General features: G+C 47.8%; 16 protein-coding genes, 1 tRNA gene and 1 pseudogene. 6 read left to right on the forward strand and 12 right to left on the reverse strand.

What is annotated here, in order from left to right; all coding sequences use genetic code 11:
• Positions 1 to 2: 2 nt before the first annotated feature.
• Together mtnA and gatB are read right to left on the reverse strand one after the other, a co-directional pair.
• Complete coding sequence (gene mtnA, locus LBQ00_05760) at positions 3 to 1,034, reverse strand: S-methyl-5-thioribose-1-phosphate isomerase (protein MDR2018359.1); 1,032 nt, start codon at positions 1,032 to 1,034, stop codon at positions 3 to 5.
• A 58-nt stretch (positions 1,035 to 1,092) separates the two neighbouring features.
• Positions 1,093 to 2,544, reverse strand: a complete 1,452-nt coding sequence (gene gatB, locus LBQ00_05765) for an Asp-tRNA(Asn)/Glu-tRNA(Gln) amidotransferase subunit GatB (protein MDR2018360.1) — start codon at positions 2,542 to 2,544, stop codon at positions 1,093 to 1,095.
• Positions 2,545 to 3,745: 1,201 nt separating this feature from the next.
• Between gatB and LBQ00_05770 the strand changes: the two genes are divergently transcribed.
• Positions 3,746 to 3,820: transfer RNA gene (locus tag LBQ00_05770), tRNA-His, on the forward strand.
• Positions 3,821 to 4,012: 192 nt separating this feature from the next.
• Here LBQ00_05770 and LBQ00_05775 read toward each other — a convergent pair.
• A pseudogene (locus LBQ00_05775) lies at positions 4,013 to 4,416 on the reverse strand (integrase core domain-containing protein).
• Positions 4,417 to 5,761: 1,345 nt separating this feature from the next.
• Positions 5,762 to 6,487 carry an MBL fold metallo-hydrolase gene (locus LBQ00_05780; protein MDR2018361.1) on the reverse strand — a complete coding sequence of 242 codons (726 nt, stop codon included), beginning with the start codon at positions 6,485 to 6,487 and terminating at the stop codon, positions 5,762 to 5,764.
• A gap of 761 nt (positions 6,488 to 7,248) precedes the next feature.
• Here LBQ00_05780 and LBQ00_05785 point away from each other — a divergent pair.
• The 3 genes from LBQ00_05785 to LBQ00_05795 are packed head-to-tail and all read left to right on the forward strand — an operon-like array spanning position 7,249 to position 9,121.
• A complete protein-coding gene (locus LBQ00_05785; GenBank protein ID MDR2018362.1) occupies positions 7,249 to 7,908 on the forward strand; it encodes a MotA/TolQ/ExbB proton channel family protein in 660 nt (219 codons plus the stop codon).
• On the forward strand, positions 7,905 to 8,315 hold the full coding sequence (locus LBQ00_05790) for a biopolymer transporter ExbD (protein MDR2018363.1): 411 nt from the start codon (positions 7,905 to 7,907) through the stop codon (positions 8,313 to 8,315). The genes LBQ00_05785 and LBQ00_05790 overlap by 4 nt, the downstream gene beginning before the upstream one ends.
• Positions 8,312 to 9,121: a TonB family protein gene (locus tag LBQ00_05795; GenBank protein MDR2018364.1), complete on the forward strand. Its 810-nt coding sequence runs from the start codon at positions 8,312 to 8,314 to the stop codon at positions 9,119 to 9,121. Before LBQ00_05790 ends, LBQ00_05795 begins: the two co-directional genes overlap by 4 nt.
• Before the next feature lie 337 nt (positions 9,122 to 9,458).
• Here the strand turns inward: LBQ00_05795 and LBQ00_05800 are convergent, their stop codons facing one another.
• The 4 genes from LBQ00_05800 to LBQ00_05815 form a co-directional block, all read right to left on the reverse strand.
• On the reverse strand, positions 9,459 to 10,211 hold the full coding sequence (locus tag LBQ00_05800) for a TVP38/TMEM64 family protein (protein MDR2018365.1): 753 nt from the start codon (positions 10,209 to 10,211) through the stop codon (positions 9,459 to 9,461).
• Between the two features lie 85 nt (positions 10,212 to 10,296).
• Positions 10,297 to 11,070: a di-trans,poly-cis-decaprenylcistransferase gene (gene uppS / locus LBQ00_05805; protein MDR2018366.1), complete on the reverse strand. Its 774-nt coding sequence runs from the start codon at positions 11,068 to 11,070 to the stop codon at positions 10,297 to 10,299.
• A gap of 95 nt (positions 11,071 to 11,165) precedes the next feature.
• Positions 11,166 to 12,386 carry a VWA domain-containing protein gene (locus LBQ00_05810; protein ID MDR2018367.1) on the reverse strand — a complete coding sequence of 407 codons (1,221 nt, stop codon included), beginning with the start codon at positions 12,384 to 12,386 and terminating at the stop codon, positions 11,166 to 11,168.
• A gap of 3 nt (positions 12,387 to 12,389) precedes the next feature.
• Complete coding sequence (locus LBQ00_05815) at positions 12,390 to 13,244, reverse strand: MoxR family ATPase (protein ID MDR2018368.1); 855 nt, start codon at positions 13,242 to 13,244, stop codon at positions 12,390 to 12,392.
• 317 nt (positions 13,245 to 13,561) lie between these two features.
• Between LBQ00_05815 and LBQ00_05820 the strand changes: the two genes are divergently transcribed.
• Both LBQ00_05820 and amrB read left to right on the forward strand, forming a co-directional pair.
• A complete protein-coding gene (locus LBQ00_05820; GenBank protein MDR2018369.1) occupies positions 13,562 to 13,738 on the forward strand; it encodes a hypothetical protein in 177 nt (58 codons plus the stop codon).
• 769 nt (positions 13,739 to 14,507) lie between these two features.
• Positions 14,508 to 15,710, forward strand: a complete 1,203-nt coding sequence (amrB, locus tag LBQ00_05825) for an AmmeMemoRadiSam system protein B (GenBank protein MDR2018370.1) — start codon at positions 14,508 to 14,510, stop codon at positions 15,708 to 15,710.
• Between the two features lie 85 nt (positions 15,711 to 15,795).
• Here the strand turns inward: amrB and LBQ00_05830 are convergent, their stop codons facing one another.
• The 4 genes from LBQ00_05830 to LBQ00_05845 form a co-directional block, all read right to left on the reverse strand.
• Positions 15,796 to 17,208 carry a glycosyltransferase gene (locus LBQ00_05830; protein MDR2018371.1) on the reverse strand — a complete coding sequence of 471 codons (1,413 nt, stop codon included), beginning with the start codon at positions 17,206 to 17,208 and terminating at the stop codon, positions 15,796 to 15,798.
• Between the two features lie 90 nt (positions 17,209 to 17,298).
• The gene (locus tag LBQ00_05835) at positions 17,299 to 18,390 is read right to left on the reverse strand and encodes a hypothetical protein (protein MDR2018372.1); all 1,092 of its coding nucleotides are present in this window, start codon (positions 18,388 to 18,390) and stop codon (positions 17,299 to 17,301) included.
• A 4-nt stretch (positions 18,391 to 18,394) separates the two neighbouring features.
• Positions 18,395 to 19,858: an MBOAT family protein gene (locus LBQ00_05840; protein MDR2018373.1), complete on the reverse strand. Its 1,464-nt coding sequence runs from the start codon at positions 19,856 to 19,858 to the stop codon at positions 18,395 to 18,397.
• A 574-nt stretch (positions 19,859 to 20,432) separates the two neighbouring features.
• Positions 20,433 to 20,717: a hypothetical protein gene (locus LBQ00_05845; GenBank protein MDR2018374.1), complete on the reverse strand. Its 285-nt coding sequence runs from the start codon at positions 20,715 to 20,717 to the stop codon at positions 20,433 to 20,435.
• Positions 20,718 to 20,783: the final 66 nt, after the last annotated feature.

Below are 20,783 nucleotides of genomic sequence, written 5' to 3' on the forward strand. Positions count from 1 at the left end.
GATCAGGGCGAAAACAGCATGGCTATCTGTTTTTTGAAGGGCCTATTAACGATGCCCTTCTCCGTTATGAATGCGGAAATGTACTTTGATGGCGTGACATCGAAGGAATAGTACCTCGCCTTTACGTCCTGAAGGGTGACGAGAGTCTTCCTGAAGTATTTAACTTCCTTTCCGTCCCTCTCCTCTATATCGATTTTGTTCCCATTATTAAGGGACCAGTCAAAGGTCGAGACGGGAGCTGCGACGTAAAAGGGAATTTTATACTCTCTGGCTGCGAGGGCTATCATGTATGTGCCTATCTTATTTGCCGTATCGCCATTCCCCACGATCCTATCCGCCCCCACAATCACTTTATCGATGACCTTGTAATAGCAGAGAATGCCTACATGGTTGTCCGGGATTAGTTCAACGTCAATCCCCAGGTTTTTAAGCTCGAAAACGGTGAGACGGGCACCCTGGAAGTAAGGCCTTGTCTCCGTGGCAAAGACTTTTATTCGTTTCCCGGCATCATGGGCAGCCTTTATCACGCCGAGCGCGGTGCCGTAGCCGCCTGTCGCAAGAGCGCCGGCATTGCAGTGGGTAAGAATGGTGTCTCCGCTATCAATAAGCTCCGCGCCGTAACGGGAAAGGAGTTGATTATTTTCTACATCTTCGCCGTGGATGGCCATAGCTTCACGGGTGGCATATTCGAGGAGGAGGGGGTTGTCCAGGTAGACCCGGCATTTGTTCTCCATCCGCTTGACTGCCCATGCGAGGTTGACTGCCGTGGGCCTTGTCGTGATAAGCGTTCGACAGATGAGTTCTAGTTCGGATAGGCTGACGTGTCTCTTTTTTTGAAGTATCCTGGCAATGCCGATGACTACGCCATAAGCGGCTGTGACGCCAATGAGGGGGGCGCCCCTTACGACCATTTTTCTGATGGCCGCTACCACATCTGTAAGTTTGGTGCACCGGACAAATTCTTCCCTGAAAGGAAGTTTCCTCTGATCAAGGACGAAGAGAGAACCGTTTTTCCAGTATATGTGATCGGTCACGACGCCGCCCCAGCATCTTTATTTTTCCGGATGATCTGCCGCTTAGGCGAGACGCTGGTCATTTTTCCTTCAGTCTCCTCAGGAGAAGATCGTTTAGGAGCTTGGGATTTGCCTTTCCTTTGGTTTCCTTCATCGCCTGCCCCACAAAGAATCCGAGGAGTTTCTCTTTTCCTGCCCTGAAGTCGGCCAGCTCCTTAGGGGATCTTTCCAAAATTGCGTCTATAGTGGCGATGAGAGCGTTTTCGTCTGAAATCTGAATCATTCCTTTTTCCTCGACCAACCGCTTAGGGGATATGCCCCGCTCATAGAGCTCGTGGAATATTTCTTTGCCTATCTTGATGCTTATTGTCTCCTCCTTTATGAGGGAGAGTAGCTCAGCGAGGTGCGCGGGAGCAAGAAGCGCATCTTTCAGCGACAGGTTTCCCGTCTTCAATTCTCTCAAAAGTTCGGTCATGATCCAGTTACTCACGGTCTTCGGTTCATTGAAAAACTTCAAGGTCGCTTCAAAATAGTCGCCTAGCGCCTTGTCCGACACGAGTATCTCCGCATCATATTTAGGAAGACCGTAGTCGCTCATAAACCGCTCCATTTTCGCGATGGGCAGCTCGGGAAGTCTCTTTCGTATATCCTCTACCCAGGCGTTGTCAATGGTGAGCGGCAGGAGGTCGGGCTCAGGGAAGTACCTGTAGTCATGGGCTTCTTCCTTGCCTCTCATGGAGTAAGTTACTCCCTCATCCACATTGAAGAAGCGGGTTTCTTGGACGACTTCTCCGCCTCGTTCCAAAAGTTCAATCTGTCTCGTTATCTCGTACGCAAGCGATCGTTCTATATACCTGAAAGAGTTCAGGTTTTTCATCTCCGTCCTAGTACCCAGTTCTGTGTCGCTCCTCTTTTTCACCGATACGTTGGCGTCGCACCTGAAGCTCCCTTCCTCCATATTGCCATCGCAGATCTCAAGGTACATGAGTATATCCCTTAAAGCCTTCAAGTAGAGGACCGCCTCTTCTGGCGTTGAAATATCCGGCTCACTCACGATCTCAAGGAGGGGTACGCTCGAACGGTTATAGTCCACGAGACTGTACGAGCTCGTCTCAATTGTAGCCTCATGGACGAGCTTTCCCGCATCTTCCTCCATGTGAATTCTTAAGATACGGATTCTCTTCTTCTCTCCTCCCACGAAAATATCGAGATAGCCGTGCTCACATATTGGTTTTTCATACTGGGATATCTGGTATCCTTTGGGAAGGTCCGGGTAATAATAGTTCTTCCGGGCAAAGATGCTTTTCTCGTTGATTCTGCAATTGAGCGCTAGCCCCAATTTGATCGCGAAATCGACCACCTTCTTGTTGAGCACCGGCAGTGCACCTGGCAGGCCCATGCAGGTAGGACATGTATGGCTGTTCGGCTCTCCACCGAACTTGGTTGAGCATCCGCAGAATATCTTGCTTTCCGTAAGCAGATGGGCATGTACCTCAAGACCCATGACCGCTTCGTAATCAGATTGGCTCACAATTCCACCTCGTACTTATTAGTAATGGTACTAATATACACCAGTTAGGGCCTATTTTCCAAATAAAGCTTGAGTGCGAAGCGCAGAAAAAGACAGTCATTAGTCGTTAAAAACAGTAAAAGACCAAAGGCGGCAAAAGGCAAGTATTTTATGTAGTCTCGATCGTTTTGTTTTCGACCTCCATGGAATCTTTCTTGTACTCCTCCACGGTTTTTTTGGTCTTTCCCAACTGCTAATGACGGGCGACTGGCGGCGCTTCTTCGCTTCTTGAGTTTCGCTTTGACTCTTTTTTCTTCAGCGCATGAGATAGACTCTTGAGAGCAAGGGACCTGTCTGCGGGGTCGAGATGGACATTGAAGGATGGAGAATTTTCCGTGTTGGATCTCGCTGCCTTCATGGTTTGCTACAAGGCATTGGTTTTCAGTTTTGATGCCGAAAATACCAGGACGAATTTTCTGCTTGGGCCTCATGAACCTCCAAGTTTACCTTGATGGCAAAGACCAGAGACGTATAATATACGGAGGGAGGGGAATTCCTTTATTACTGTTGACGCTACAGTAATCTGTCCGAATAACTTGGGCTGGGTGTCAGAATCTTTGACTCTGTGATGCAAGAAGCTGGGATCAGCCTATTCATTTCTTATCGACCCGCTGATCACCGTAACAGAAGACTTCTCTGATATACCTGAGTCGTAGAGTCGGCCACCATACAGACCTCTCACAGAATAGGCAACACATGCTGACCCGAGTCCAGTATCCTCGCATACGTGTTGGCCAAAACCAACCTGTCCTGCTCATATTCGTGCTGATTATCTGCAAACTGCTTCGGTTGAGTTCGCGATAGAACCATGAGACATACCCCACACACCCGGCCAAAGACATGGTACACGCTATGGACAAAGAGCCGCTTGGCGAGATAACTGCTTACCGTGTAAAAGACTCCTCAATGATAATCGGCTTTCCTTCACTCCGTTAATTTATATAAAGAAAGCTAAGACACAAATCTCGCTGCGGCAAGCCGCACGGTATTGCGGAACGAAGCCGAGCTTAATGCCCGGTCGCGAAAACTTAACTGCTTTGGTCACTTGGAGGCGTTGTGTAAAGGCCCTGCTACCGGCGACTTCTGTTTTCCAGGAGAAGCTGGGGAAATTACGGTTACAAGATTGACTTTTCAAACTCACCATGCTAAATAAAAGTGAACGGTGGATGTAGCTCAATGGCAGAGCATCAGGCTGTGGACCTGGGGGTTGGGGGTTCGAACCCCCTCATCCACCCCATTTGTATATAAGGACGCTCGGTCTCCATACGACCCTTTCCGATGGGATGTAGTTGATTGTTAAGTCCTTCCTGCGTGGTCCAGTAGTGTAAGCATCCTAACTTGATTGAGCCGTTATGACCTGCCCCATGTCCCTTGTATCACCTTCAGAGTTAGTCTTCCTGCAAAATATCTCTTGTTGGGCATCGCGGCCTTAAGGCGCAGGCGGTTTATACCCCAGAAAAGTGCGCGGCTTGGATGGTGTTGTACTCTTTTCTCCAGTTTTCACCTTAGCTTTCAAAGAGCTTAATGAAGATCTCCGTCCATGAGTTTCCCGTTAAAAGACTCGATATAGCCGTTCTCCAACGGGCTCTATGAAGAGGGTTACCATCCTGAGCCTCACAAGCCACTTTCTCACTGCCTTTGCGTGAACTCCGGTCCGTTGCCGGAGCGTATATGCTTCCGGTATCCCCCAATTTCTCTATGACCTGGTGGGAAGTAATCTTTCTCGTCATGGCGATAGTCAGATACTCCTTGGCAAACTTGTCGATGATGTTGAAGGTCTTCCCCTAAATAGCTCCACGCGTGATTCTTATAGTCAGGCCTGAGTCTTACGCATGGAGAATATTAACCAAAAGGCATATTCATCATATAATAGTACCAAAAAAGTCGGATGGTACTGTTATGGGATGCAAGAACTTCAAGTTGGGAGGGTTGTCAAGAGCGGGAAGGTACGTGGAAATTAGCAGTACAAGTGCAAAGAATGCGGTTACTTCTTCGTAATTGGCGATGAACGGACAAACCAAGAAAATGGCGGCGCTAAAAGCACTGCGTGCCTTTCTTTACTTGTTAGGCAAAGGATCCTATAATAGCGCAACCGTTCGTTGATGTACCACTGGATCAGGGAGGCTGGTCTTAACGCTGAGGAACAGGTGATAGGCGGAGAAATCACCGAAATCGAGTTCGATGAGATGTGGCACTTCATACAGTCAAAAAAACTTTGGCTCATCAAAGCCCTTGAGAGCTATCGCCTGGGTTCTCGGTGGTCGTGATAGCGCGCAACATTCAAACAGCTTTACAACAATGAGAAACGGCACATTCTTCACGGACAATTGGGACGTTTTTGCCGAAGTTTGCCATATCCTCGGAAAAGGCGGGACCCACACGATCGAACGTGATAACAGCAACACCCGTCATCATTTAGGGAGGTTTACGCATCAAACGAAAGTCGTTTCAAAAAGCCCGGTCATGGTGGATTTGCCGATCCGTTTGTGGAGCGCATTGACTAAGCCGGAAATCTTCAGACTCTGGCAATATCAAATGATGTATATCTTTAAGGTAAACACTCTCTACGCATGAACCGTCCGCAAGCTACAGTCTTCTTCGCTTCGGTTGTTTCTTCGGTGCCTTGAATCTTTCCTTCCTCCATATTCGTTCCACTCGTTTGTGTAACCCTCGCTCCGGAGGAACCCCGTGATCATCCGATATAGGTGCTGGCTATGGGACTGCCATGTGACCGCCTTCCTCCTCCCTCAAATTCAATCCAGAGTTATAATTTACCTGTATGGACCGGGTTTTTTGGGGGGCAGGGCAGGCCATTGAGGCAGTATGGTTTAAAATAAAGGGTGGATGGGAAAACGGGCCACGTCATTCGTGACACGGCCCGTATTATCCTCGACAGTCTGCCGAACGCTACCTATCCTATATAGACTTCACAGGAACACCTATTTCGTCAAAAGACCGCTCCGCCATTAGAGGTGTCCGATAACTATGACACAGGCTGTGGAGGATGGCATGGCATACCCTTATTTATTACGAGGAGCCGTGTTATCACTTGAGACTGGATGAGGACATGAGGCTCATTGACGGGGAGTATGTTATATAGCGGTGGCGCTGAGCCGTATGATCTCAAGAAAAGCAAGGAGGAGCTTGCCAGATGAATCCATCCTCGGCGCGGCGCTTCTTACGTCAGGTAGGGCTCCCAGGCCTTGGCGGTTTTTATTACGTAGTCGGCTGGAAGATTTTTCGCTATCTGATTGTGTCCCGGCAGAAGCATACCGACTTCCAGTTCCGCGAGCCGATAGAGGGATGCTTTCAGTTGGGCCGCATTGGCGCCGTAAAGGTCAAACCGGCCTATGGCGTAGTCCGCGTAAATCACGTCACCGGGAATCAATGTTTTGAGAGCGCGACTGTAAAGCGCGATCCCTCCCATGGAATGGCCGGGAATATGGATGACCTCCCATTCCATGTTTCCGAGGTTTAACGTCTCGCCGCCCTCCAGTTTACAGTCCACTTTGAACGCAAAGGCTTCATCCTTCAGTCCGTATTGCATCTGGCACATATTTTTAAATTCCTTCATCCCGTACACCGCATTGTCCTGCCCTTTCTCAAGGAGTTCTGCTTCCATCGTGTGCACCCAAAGCTCTACGCCCGGTATCTGTTTCTGTATCTCGGAGAGACAGCCGATGTGGTCGAGATGGGTATGGGTCATGATGACCCTCTTGATCGACGACAGATCAATACCCATCCTCTTTATGGCCCCGATCTTGTAGTTTCCCTTTCCTGTGAGTCCTACGTCGATCATGGACAGGTCGCCCGAGGCCGGATCACCTATTATGTACACATGTGAGTCAGGAATGAATTCATCCTGTCCTGCCACGAATTGAATACCTTCCGCTATTTTTGTCATAAGTGTAGACTCCTTATCTCATTATAACGCTATTTTACGTGGTTAATGCACCGAAATCAAGGCTATTCGTGAGACTGTTCTGTGGTGATGGGTTTGGCTATGCCACTTGCCTTAAGGTAGGATAGCCACTCTCCCACCTACAATATCACCAAGCATTGGCCGATCTTCTTGAGTCGCCATGCTGTATCTGGTACCCTATCCAGGATTTTTCCGGATGGAACAACAACCGCGAGTGTTTCCCCTTCTCTCTGCGTCATCCGCTCCACATTCTACGTGTTTCGATAATGACTGTCTTCAAATTCTGCACTCCACATCTTCTTTTGGGCTATTCCGCTTCCGCTATTCGCTGTCTCTATATTTGTACTCCATTCCGTACAGACAGAAATGGGTGAAATGGCGGAAGCTCAATGCCTATTTAAGAAGTGGAAGCGGGCAAATTTACCCTTTTTGAAGTTGTAATTTTTTAGTTGACAGGAGATTGATTACGCAGTATTATCTGACATGAGCATGTTACAAAATTCACAATACGAACGTTTTGCATTCAGCATTACTTACAGCACTTGGCTTTTATGTGAAATTATGCCGATAAAATCGGTAAAAATGATAAAAAGAATGTACTATATTTCACAATATAAATCTATTTAAAAATTACCTCCATCCGCTTCTCATAATAACCCCCCTTCCCCCTGGGCCTCCCCCCAGGGGTTTTTCTTTACATATGGACGAGTTTTATTGTAAAATTTTGAATGGGTGACTCAAGCTTGCATATATACTCGGGAGGATTCCTAGGCCTCGTAACTTCCGCAAGTCTTATGGCCAAGATGGTAATAGCCATTCTCTTTGTATTTTCCATCGCGTCTTGGACCATAATGTTGATGAAACTGAAGCAGTTCAACAGGGTAGAGAGAGAAGGAGCGCGGTTTCTTGCTGCAGCCCGGGAGACCAATTCCTTCGGAAAGCTCCTGAGTACGTATAGGGATAGCCCCGACAACCCTTTTTATAAGTTATTGCTCGTAACATATAAAGAAATAAGCGCAAAACAGAAAGATAATCCCAAACTGGAGCCGGAGACCCTTCCACTTATTGAGAATGTACTGAGGATAACAATTTCGGAAGAATCAGAGACGCTGGAGAGGCAGATGTCGTTTCTGGCTACCACGGCTAATACTGCCCCGTTCATCGGATTGTTCGGAACGGTTTGGGGCATCATGGACTCTTTCAGGGAGATCGGAGTAAGGGGGACGACGAGCCTGGCAGTCGTCGCGCCAGGAATCAGTGAAGCTCTCATCGCGACCGCCATCGGTCTCGCCACGGCAATACCGGCAGTCCTCGCATACAACTATTTTAACAGCCGCCACAAGAGACTCGTAGCGAAGATGGAAAACGCTTCTATGTATCTACTCAATATTCTCGAGAAATGAAGACCTCAAGAGATTCAAAAGGCCCCCTGTCCGAGATCAACGTAGTTCCCCTTGTCGATGTAATGCTTGTCCTTCTGATTATATTTATGATAACTGCGCCCATGATGCAGCACGGCATGAATATAAACATCCCGAAGGTAACGACTAAGCCGATGCCGACGAAAGAGGAGCCCCAGGTATTGAGTGTCACAAAGGATCGGAGGCTCATCTTGAATGAAAAAAGACTCGACGTGAAAGACCTGAAAGCGGCCATGCAGTTTCTCTTTGCGAACAAAAAAGATAAGGAGATATATCTTAGGGCTGACAAGGACGTCCCTTACGGTTTCGTGGTCTCGTGCATGGGACTGATCAGAGAGGCGGGAATAGAGAAAATCAATATAGTTACAAGACCTCCCGATGAACGATGAGCGAAGCGCCTTGGTACAAATGGCTGGTTGTCTCGATTCTTCTGCATTTTGCCGCCATCGCCGCATTCAGCATACCCTTTGGTAATATTACAAGGAAGATAGACCTATCATCTGCATACTCTGTCAATCTTGTAGGTGAGATGGGAGGAGGATCCAAGGGGCTTCAGAATGTGGAGATGCCGAAGGGGGTGAAGGTGCCGGTCAAGGAGACTCCGAAACCTGCTAGGGTCAAGCAGCCCGAGGTCGTCAAAGAAAAACCCTCAAAGCCCACGCCTGTGAGATTAGACAAGAGCGAAGTATCCATAAACAAAAAGAAGGTGCCAGTCAAGGAGACTCCGGCAGTCGAGAAAAGATTAGTCGCGCCCTCAAAGGAAGAACTGGAAGCCCTGAACAGAAAATTGAGACAGATAAGAAAGAGGACTGATCAACTTGAGATCGGAGGGAGCTCAAAGGCCGCCGGACGAGACGGACCAGGCATGCCTGATGCGCCGTTTGCCGGAGAAGGGACTGGCCAGATCCTTGATCTGGCAACACAGAAATATTTGAATGATCTGATGGAGAAGATACACTCCACGTGGGGTATCCCGGGAGCGGTGGCCAAAAACCTCCTGACTGTTGTTACCATAAAGATCAGGAAAGACGGTAAGATAACCGATATGGACGTGGATGCCCGCTCGGGTAACAGGATCTTTGACGAATCAATCATGCGGGCATTGAAGGCGATCGACCCATTACCCCCTTTACCGACCAATCTCGGAGATTTCTATGAAGTTCAGCTGAAGTTCCGCCCCGAGGGGATGTCTTGACGTAATCGAAGGCATCTCCCCAGGACGCCCTGCGTGGTGATATAGCCGAATTTTTGCCATTAGCGGTTCCACCCATCTTAATAGTGGCGTTGTGGCCGATGAAAATCGGGGTTAGGCATCAACAACCCACTTTTGACTTTCTACTCCATCCTGGATCCTGGCCGTGTTACGACATCACGATTGCGATAACAATGTTCCCGGGCCAAAGAGGAAGAACCGGAACCAGAGGCAGCGTTCTATGAGTCGAAACGTATCAATTATACTGGAAATGAAGGGACGATATACCTTGCATGGATCTTCTCCGCTTGTATGTCTTTTACGGCACCTCATCGCCCATTCACTTGGCCTTTTTTTCTGTTACAGGATGGGGCCCGTGTTGATCATCCTTATTTTTTTTTAATTTGTGGACAATACGGGTGAAGTAGGCGACTGTGTAGTTTCTTGTAAGATAGAGGGTTAGTGTTACTACGACGCTTCCGATCAGCAGAATCAGGAAGGATTTGTAGTGTGCATTCTTGACAGCAGTCCCCTGAAACGTGAGGATGACGGTACCGGGCAATCTTCCTAAAAGGTTCATGAGGAAAAAATCAAGAAATCTTATGTGGCTTAGTCCTAAAAGGTAACAGAGCGAATCCTTCGGGAATCCAGGGATCAGGAAAAGTATATAACTGACGTAGAGCCCCTTGCGGGTGATAAATTCGTTGAATTTGGCGATGTACTCCTTTTTTACCACCTTTTTCACGAGTTTTAGGCCGAAGATCCGCGCAAGATAGAAGGCGCCGACGGAACCCAAGGTTAGTCCAATGATGGAAAGTATAGTTCCCAAAACATTCCCAAACAGATAACCCCCGACAAAGCCGGTAATCTCTCCGGGGACGGGGGCAAACACGACCTGCAGGGCCTGGATTATCACGAAGACAACTGCGGCGAAAGGACCAAAAGACTCTATGAAAAGCCGGAGCCTCTTGGGATTCAGGAGATACCGGTAAAAGACGGTTATCTCACCCCATCCTTGATGATAATAAAGATAGCAGATATGTCCTATCAAGGCTGTAAGGAAGAACCCTAGCAAAACCATGAGTAGAATCAAGATCTTCCTGGATTTAACGGTGGAGTGCTTATGCAAAACAGGATTGCCCCTGTGCCGAAGACCTCATTGCGCCTCTCCTTATTCTCTATTTCCCGAATCTACGACTCCTTTGCTGATAACTTCTTATGGCTCTCAGGAAATCTATCTTTCTGAAGACCGGCCAGAGGGCGTCACAGAAATAGAACTCGCTGTACGCGCTCTGCCACAGAAGAAATCCGCTCAGACGTATCTCGCCGCTTGTCCTTATTATGAGGTCGGGGTCTGGAATACCACAGGTGTAAAGATGGCTCGTTATATCGTCCATGGTGATGTGTTCGGCCAGGCTTTCATGGGGCATACCATTTTTTCCCCTGATGGCCTGCCTGACCGCCTCGACTATTTCTTCCCGGCCCCCGTACCCCACCGCAATATTGAGGATGCGGTGTTCGTGATCCTTCGTCTGTTCCTCACACCTTCTGATAACATCCCTCAACTCTTCCGACAGGAGATTGAGATTGCCCAAGACCCTGATCCTGACTCCATTCAGTTTTACCAGCGGGTTCCTGGAGAGTTCATCTAGTTTCCGCTCTACTACTTTAAGGAGGCCCTCAATCTCCCCCTTGTCTCTCTGGGTGTTATCCGTTGAATAGACCCAGATGGTGATGATTTTTATGTCGAGATCAGCGCACCATTTTAGCACATCGTCCAGTTTTCTGGCTCCTTCCATATAGCCCATGGTTGGATCGTCGAACCCCATTTCTACGGCATATCGCCGATTGCCGTCCAGGATGAGCCCTATGTGGGTAGGCAAAACACCTTTCCTGACTTCTCTTTCAAGGATTTTTGCGTATGAATAGTATAAAAGTCTCTTAACAGGCATTTTTTCTGAGAGTATAAAGGATCTCCCCAAAAAACTGAACAACTGCTTCGAAGAACGGCCCGGGATGCCAACAACGAAACCGGGGCGTCGCCATGCTAATTTTGGAGAAGCGACCGTTTAGGCCTCGACTTTAATGCCTTGATTGCGTCTTTAAGTCCGTCTATAGTGAGTTCGAACATGGGAAAGACCTTCGATATGCTGTCTACCGTGTAATGGCCCCAGTAATTTCTATGGGTCGGGTTGAGCCACACCGAGTGTGGAAAGCGCTCCTTTATCTTCAGAAGCCATTCTATGCCCGGTGTCTCATTGGAGGAAAAATAGTCGATACAACCATTTATGTCGAAAAGTTCAGAAAAAGCCATCCTTGCATCTCCCACGAGCACCAGTTTGTATCGCTTGTCGAAATTCGCCAAAAACTTCTCCGTGGGAATCCTCTTGTAATTGGCTATATCTTCGTAGATATCCTGATAAATGCAGTTATGAAAGAAAAAGTATTTAAACTCCTTGAAGTGCTCCATCTGTGATGCCGCAGAGAAAAGTCGTTCGCACAGCTCTGTGTAGGGAAGCATTGATCCGCCCGTATCCATAAGAAGAATAATCCTCACGCTGTTTTCTCTCGACCTGTTAAAAACAAGCTCAATCTCCCCGCCTTCTTTGGCCGTCTTTTCGATGGTCTCGTCTATGTCAAGCTCTTCCTGTGACCCCTCGCGCTTCAATTCCCGGAGCTTTTTCAGGGCCATCTTGGTTTGCCTCACATCAAGAATAATGTCATTTCGGTAGTTCCTGAACCGCCGTTCTTGGGCAACTTTTGCTGCCGACTGCATCCACGATTCGCCTCCGACCCTGATGCCGCCAGGATGGTTTCCATATGCACCGAAGGGAGACTTGCCTCCAGTGCCTATCCACTTGCTTCCTCCGTCATGTCTCTCCGTCTGCTCTTTTAACCTCTCCCTGAACTGTCTCATCAGTTCTTCCGTGTCGTGCTGCTTCCGAAACTCTTCCATTTTCTGCTGCATCTCGGCGATCTCTTCATGGGTCAGCCGGGGGAGATTGTTTAGTGGATTTTCAAGCCAGTCGAGCACCTTGGTGAGGTCCACATCATCTGTCTTTATACCGCCAAAATATTCTTGGAACGCAAGATCAAACTGATCGTAATATGCTTCGCTCTTCACGAGAAAAGCCCTGCCAACGTAATAAAGGTGGTTTAGGCTCGTTTGGAAATGGCCGTGATAAAGGGCTTCAATAAAAGAGACCCATTCGGTCACCGAGACTGGTACTCCCTTGTTTCTGAGAGTATAGTAAAAATTGGTGAACATTAGTTACCTTCTCTTGAACCCAAAATTAGACCCGCGCCCTTGAGACAATTTTACAAATCTGTCCGTGTCAAGCTCATTCTTGAGAATAGTCCCCAGGAACGGGATTTCAGTGGCTATCTTATCTATGCTCACACCGCCCAAGGAAAGGGCTTTTATCCAGTCGATAAGCTCACTCGTGGAAGGCTTCTTCCTTAAACCATCCATCTCCCGTATCCAGTAAAAACGTTTTATTGCCTCTTTCATCAGCTTTGTCTCGATATCTGGATAGTGGACCTTTACAATTTGCTCCATCATCTCTTCGCCGGGGAACTCTATGTAATGGAATATGCACCTTCTAAGGAAAGCATCCGGAAGCTCCTTTTCCGAGTTGCTCGTAATGATCACCACAGGTCGGTGATTAGCCACCACCTCTTCGTCCAGTTCGGGTATATGGAATGACATCTCATCAAGCTCATTGAGGAGATCATTGGGAAACTCCACATCAGCTTTGTCGATCTCATCAATGAGGAGTACCACCTTTTCGTCCGCCCTGAAAGCCTGTCCGAGTTTACCCATCTTGATATATTGCCTAATGTCGGTAATATCCTTGTCTTTGAAACGCGCGTCGTTCAACCTCTGGACCGTATCATACACGTAAAGGCCATCTTTCGCCTTGGTCGATGATTTTATATTCCAAATGAAGAGCGGCTTGTTAAGTGCCCTTGAAATACTGTGGGCGAGAAGGGTCTTGCCTGTTCCGGGTTCTCCTTTTATGACGAGGGGTTTCCCCAGCGCAATAGCTACGTTAACAATCTCCATGAGCGGTTTAGAAGCAATATAGTCATCGCTTCCTTTGTAACCCTGAGCAGCATTACTCATCTTTGAAGCCTCCTTGAGAAAAATATCTCATATATTATAAGGGTGAAAGACCGGGTTGTCAAATACGCGTCACCCCCTCTACCCCTTTCTCTAACTGATCACATCAAACAGCGCATTGTGTCCCCAAGCGGCACCGCATATCTTTGACGAACCGGAAGAGGTGGCCAAAACGAAGCCCGCATGATGTCTACGGGACGGGAATTCTGGACTGATCGTATATAGGCGCTCGAGAAGATGACCGGGCAAGTCCGCACGAGGGTTTTAGACTACCACCATAAAGAAAAGACCAGCATATAACGAGAGCGATGGGATACAAAATGGTACTGGTCGCAGACAGCCATCAGAAAATGGACGGCGATGTCAGAGATTTACCCGAATCTGCCTTTGACGTGGTGATGATGGTCGCAGATGAGAAATCTTTTCTTGAGATCGCAGGCATGGTGAAGCCAAATATTGCCGTGGTCGACCTTTCCGTGCCCTGCCAGGTAGATTAATATCATGCGTGTTTTCAATGAACTCCACCCGGAAATAAAGATTATAATTCTGAGCTGCCGTGATGAACAGATAGTAGTGGATGAATGCATGACTGCGGATGCATCTGGATTTGTTCTGCAAAGGACGGTCGCAAGAGATCTGGCTTCAACCTTGAATATAGTCATGGGATGGAATACATACGTGTCCCTCCGCTGTTGAGAACGGATAAGAGTACCCTCTCGCTTTACGTGCAAGTTCAGACCATAAACCTCAACTTGCAGAAAAAGTCGGTGGGGCTAGGAGACATTTGATCTTGATTCCTGAATCTATCGCATAAGTAAAAGGCTCGAACTCGGTCCGATGTATGTCGCAGCGATGGAGTTCATGGAGACTGAACCCATACCATGGCCGCTTGGGCAGGACATTTCGGCACGGGATTATTGCCGACTCGTCACTACTCTCCTGTATTTTGTATTCCACTATCATGCTTCAGGGCAGGAGGAGCATGACCATCGTTCTTCTGCCTGATATTCTCCGCTAAGTCCATTGCCGCTTGACCCTGCTTTGGATCACGCCCTCTTGTCCATCAATTCCGCAGCCTTGCGACTGCAATCCTTTTCTGCATAGAGAGGCCATCAACAGCCTTATAATGTCGTAAGACGAAGCGATTGGCCAGCTCATCCGTTTCCGTTTTATCAAAAGCGCCTGAATCAATGAATCTTTCTTTCCCTTTTTCTTCCTCCTACTCTCTTCCTATTTTTTTCGACCTTCCCATGTTATATATTAAATATGGAAAAGCCCAAACTGCGATGGATTGATGCATCCCCCTTTGACCACGAGGGGACCGAAATGATACTTCTCAAGGATACGGAAGACATCGCAGACCACTCCCTTATTGTATCGAAGCACGCGGCGTTTCTTCTCTCTTTGATGGATGGGACAAGAACTGTGGAAGAGCTTAAGGACGAGTACCAGCGTACCCTTGGGCAGATCATTGAAATAGAACAGGTCCTGGGTCTTGTGGAGGCCATGGATTTGAACCTCTTTCTTATGAATGACAGATTTGTCAGTCATTTTCTGAGGCTTAAGGACGAGTATGAGAAGGCGGGGGTAAGAGAATCTTGCCTGGCTGGTAAAGGTTACCCGGGAGAGAGAGATGAACTCCTCGCATTTCTTGATAGAATGCTCTCCACGGGAGAAGTTCCCGAACCTGAAGGGGAGGTTACTGGTATACTCGCTCCTCATATTGATTACGGGAGGGGAGGGTATGTGTACAGGAGGGTGTACAGGTACCTGAAAGGTGCGGAGAAGCCCCTCATTGTGCTCCTTGGTACGTGTCATGCGTTCACTCAAGATATGTGGAACATCTCAGAAAAGGACTTTGCAACCCCCATCGGTATCATGCCGAATTCGCCGGAACTTTGCGGTATGATAAAGGCGCGCAGAGAGTTGAGTAAGTGCGTGAAGGAATGGCCTCACAGAAGAGAGCATTCCATAGAGCTCCAGCTGCCCATTATACAATTCATGACGGCCGGGCATAAGATTGAGATCCTACCTATCCTCACAGGATCAATGCACGAGCAGATAACCGGCAGCAAAAGCCTTGAAGACGAAGAGATCACGATCCCGCTTTCAAGCCTCAAAGAGGTCCTCAAAGCATACGGAAAGCCCTATCTTGTCGTGGCTGGAGCGGACCTTGCCCACATGGGAGCTCAATTCGGCGACCCTTTTATCCTTGACCGGAAGATACTTTCGCAATCAAGAAAAAAGGATGAAGCTATCTTGGAGCACGTGAAGAATGTGAATGCGTACGGATTTTTCAATGAGGTCAGGATGGAAGAAGACCGGAGAAGAATATGTGGACTCACGGCCATATATTTCCAGTTAAGTCTCCTTGAAGGTAGCCGCTCTGAGATAGTTGGATATGACCAATGGTACGATGGACGGTCATCGGTAAGTTTCGCAGGCGGTGTTTTCTACGCAGCAGACTGAATAACGGATTTGAACAGGGTGATAAGGTCATAAAATTCCTGAAAGAGGTCCAGGCGCAAAGAGCGCGTCGAGTCTGCCAGAGGTGCTAACGTGTCATCCAGGATTTCGCTCGGACAGTGATAAACGCGTAGGGGAAGATCCAGAACAGCGCGAGGAAAGAGAAATAGGAATATAAGATACCGTAAAGGAAATCCCAGGAACGTTCACTTCTCAGATAATACGCCATATTGAGTGCCGAGAAAAGACCGATGACGCTGAAGAGGTTAATTACCGTGGTGGGCCGATTAATGGAGAGGGTCACAAAGAGGGCAAGATTCAGGTAGCTTATGGGATACCGGATATTGGTGATGAGAAGATCAATGAGTGAGATTGCCCGCGGCCACAGAGGCCTTTTCCAAATGATTTTCCAGAAATGGATTGTCTCCCGTATATAGCTCCTATTCCATCTGAGATACATTTTGCAGAGTTTCTCGTAGGTCCACGGGACGATGGTGTGTACCCTCGCAGTTCTCTGGTAAACCGTATCGAACCCTTCCGACAGTACAAAGTTCGTGAGAGACCGGTCCTCTCCGTAAGTGCATGGGACACCTAGGAACGTCTGATTAAGCCATCTCGAGAGAACTAGGCGGACTGCGGAGGAACGATACGCCGAAAGGGCCCCAGGACAGCAATAGACAGTGGAGTAGGTCGACTGTACCGCCCGTAGCATGTCGAATGCCAGTATGAATTGTACTTTCAACATTTTAGGTATGATCCCCTGGTCCCTGTTAAGTACGATAACTTTCCCTGCAACTGCGCCGACACGGGGGTCCCGGAAGGGACCGGCGACGGCGAGGAGTGTGTTTGAATCAATGACGCTGTCGGAGTCCACAGTGACAACGACCTCTCCTCGCGCTTTGCGGAATCCTTCGCCTAGGGCCGCACGTTTTCCTCTGTTCTCAGGGAAGCGGACTGTCGTCACCAAGTGCGGATGCTTGCTAGCGGCTTCCCTGATGTGCGACCACGTATTGTCTTTGCTGCCGTCGTCTATGGCGAGGACTTCAAGTTTCTCCCTTGGGTAAGAGGCAGACAGTACCGAATTTATGGCCTGCTTCACCATGGCTCCCTCATTATATGCAGGAATTATGACGGTGAGCGATGGCGCGTTGGCGGGAGTGGCCGAAGGAAAAGGACGGTAGATAAGCCATAGGACCGTGCGAAAGAGGAGAAAAGCTGTACCCATCAATGCCCACAAGATACTTATACTCATGACAAGCCTTGACCAACGGGATACTTGTGCGGCTTCAACGATTGGTTGAAACATTCCGCCCGAAATGCCACAGAAACTGATCGCAAAGAGGCTTACGAGAATCGACCCGTAGATGACCCTGTCTGTAAAGCGGCCCGAAATACTCGGATTGAAGCCCGGGCTGTCTGCTGGACCTGATGTTTCATCACTTTGTGCCAGCGTGCGGGCAACCTGGGTATTATTGTCGCTATCAATTCTGTCGTTATACATCTGGGGATCCTAGGATGTTAACAAAACACCCAAGTATAAACTCTGGGTAGCCAAAATTCAAGACTATTGCAGGTGCAGAATATCCATGACTTATCTGAATCCTTCGAAGAGTTTTTTCATTACGGTTTCATGGGCATGAGTGCCGTCGAAAAAATCTTCACCCTTAAATCCGTACAGGGCAGGATTGTAGGAGCCGATAACGGCGATGCCGTTCTGTTGAGCGAAATCTCTAATGTAGGTTTCAATTTCAGGAACAATCCCGTATTTCGAGTTTGTAAAACACGATTGATATGCGGCGCCGTGAAAGGGCGGCAGGAAGAATACCACTCGCACCTCTTGTCTGTTGAGATAATGGACCAGACCTTCAAACTGCCCGGTGCCGTACAAGGACTTGAAATCCTTGAAATATATATCTGGCATTGCATTTGAAGGGCCATCCTTTATCATTCGCATGCGCCTCATCCCGTATGGGAAATGGATGCTTCCGTCCGGCTCTCTTACAAAATCATCAATTTCCACCGTATCGGTTATGCGAAGCTTATTGCCCGATCTCAAAAACTCCAAGTTCTGTATTGTATAATCAAGGTTGATGAGTTGTGCGTATCGGGCAAACCGACTTTCCTTGCTTATCGTCTCTGTTTTATTTTTTTGCGCGGTCCCACCGTCCCTTAAGTTCTTGATCTCCGCCGTTATTTCCTGGTAGCAACTGTCAAGGGTCCGCCATGATTTGCCCAGCCCGTTGTTTTTATTGAACATCCATGGGTCGATTCCCAGTATCACCGTCGCAGGAAAGATACCTTTTTCTCTGTAAAGGCCGACAATCCCGAAAAGATCCTGAAGCACCGCTCCTGACACGGAATGATTGAAAAAGTCAGGGTTTCCTCCTATAAACCTCTTTCTGAGCACCATTGTACGGGAGGAACCGATAACTACCATATCCCGGCGAGCCGAATATTGCTCAACCACCAGCCTTTGGAACTCCCTCTCGTCATAACTCATACGGCCGGCTATCATCTTCCCGTTGAGGAGGCTCAATGTCATATACTTTAGGCCCGATCCGAGGCTGAATATTCCTACTCCGTCGACGAATATATTGAAGAACGTGACCAGCGTCAGAAGAGCGAGAAGTATGGCAAAAAACCGTTTTAACCATCGACTGTATGCGGATCTCTTCGCTTTCATGGCATCAGAACCGGAAGTAAAGGAATTCGGAATAGGAGCCGAGATAAAGGATGGATATTACCGCGACAAGAGAGAACACTATCAACTGAGGCACGTCGGGTTCAAGGCTTTCTATTATCTTGTTCGAATTCCTGAAGAGAAAAGAGAGGGGAAGGAAGACTGCAAACATTCCAAGGATGATCTCCCCTTTACCTATCCGTTCGAAGAGTGTGTCAAGAGTCTGCCATGAACCCCCAAGAGTTGCCACTCTGAATGCAAAGCTTTCAGGAATCTCTGCTCCGCTCAAGCCGGCCATGCCTTTTAATACTTTGACGATGTCGCTGAAGCTTGGAGCCCTGAAAAAAATCCAGCATATGTTGACGAAATTGAAGGTGATGAGCCACGCGAGCCATTTAGGCATTGAGATGTTGAGTTTCCCCCACAGACGATGGACTACAAGTGCGGCGCCGTGCATCAGGCCCCAGGCGACGAAGGTCCAGCCTGCGCCATGCCAAAGCCCGACTATAAAAAAGGTTATCATTATATTGAGGAGTGTTTGTGGCTCACCGACCCGGTTTCCGCCCATGGGAATATAGACATAATCCCTCATGAACCTGCCCAGGGTCATATGCCACCGTCTCCAGAATTCTTGGATGTTAAGCGATCGGTAAGGGCTGTCGAAATTGACGGGCAGAATGATATTGAACATCAGTGATGAACCTAATGCCATGTCGGTATATCCTGAAAAGTCGTAATAAAGCTCAAGGGTGTACGAGAGAGAGGCGGTCCATGCCTCAATCATTGTGAGGTCTCCAGTGCTGCCGAAGCCCGCGTTCGCCCAGACCGCAAATGTATCGGCAATCACCACCTTCTTGAATAACCCGACAAAAAAGAGACAGATCCCCCGGGCAAGATTTCCGGAATCGACGACCTTATTTTTCCTCCTGTCGAATTGGGGCATCATCTCTTTGTGATGGATAATGGGTCCCGCTAGGAGGTGGGGAAAGAAGGTTACGAAAAGGCCGTAGTTCATGGCGCTATATTCTTTTACTTCCCCTTTGGACGCATCGACCAGGTATGCTATTTGGGTAAAGGTGAAGAAGCTTATGCCGAGAGGCAGGACGATTTGTGCAAGGGGTATGCTTAGTTTAGCGAGAGAATTCATATTTGCGATAAAGAAATCGGTATACTTGAAGTATCCGAGGAGGATAAGGTTTCCGGCGATTCCGGCGTAAAGAATACTTCTCGTGCGCGCGTGACGTCTATTCTCCCATTTTCTGCAGATAAACCTTCCCATAACGTAATTGAAGACAATGCTCCCCAGGATGAGGGATGTATATATGGGATTCCACCACGCATAAAAGACAAGAGAGGCAATAACGAGCCAGGTCTTGGAAGCGATGGTAAGCCGATGTCTGTTCAGAATGAAATAGACGGTGATGGTTCCAGGAAGAAATAGAAAGATATAAAAATAAGAGTTGAAAAGCATAGACAGTCCGGATTCAGACGTTACTTCATATGATTAGTCGTCTATTTTACTAAAATAGGGAAATGGTGTAAAGCAATTTGCGGTAAAACACAATTGTTTAGGTACTATTAACACTAATTGAGTCAAATAACCGCAAAGCAAAAAATACACAAAGCCCAAATAGATAACATCCAGTTTGTCGTAGCGTGTATATATCCCGTGAAACTCCTTTATACGTCGAAACCAATCGCTCGACAGCATTTCTGTGTTTGTAAAGCTCTTTATCATATGCCCATGGTTCTTTGCGGTTTCTCTTTGGCGGAACAACAGGCAGGTAACCCAAGGATTTAGCCGGATACCGCATTTCGTCACCCTCATACACTTGTGATCCATCAAAAGAGGAATAGGATTAGCTACTTTCCCTTTGGCCAACAGGAACTTGCGCCCTTCGGGTGCGTAGTGGCGCTCGCCGCTTGGAGAGTATCACTGCTTTGACGATCTTATCATCTGCGGATACCACATGAAGCTTGGTGTTCAAACCCCCTCGAGCCTTTCCAATTGCTTATTTTCCAGTTTTTTTAATGCGCCACAACCGTCATGGTGAATGTACTGTCGAGTGCAAGAATTCTACATTGATAAAGGCAATTTGCTCTTTTTGGAGCGCTAAAAATAAGCGTTCCAAAGCACCGTTTTTAGCCCAGCGGTTAGCATGTTTATATACACCGTGTACCACACTTCCCGCAGGATTCCGGCAATGCCCTCCATTTGCAGCCATATGCAGTATGGCATTGATTAATCTTCGATTTTCAATGCTTACATTGCCCCGCTGTGTTGGTAGATACTGCTCAATACGCTTGTATTGTCTTTCAGTTATAATCATTCTTATTCTTTATTCCATCACTATAATTATTTAGTGTCAGCGCACCCTGGTTCTGACATTATTCAT

The organism is Syntrophobacterales bacterium (assembly GCA_031274925.1).
GTDB lineage: Bacteria > Desulfobacterota > Syntrophorhabdia > Syntrophorhabdales > Syntrophorhabdaceae > PNOM01.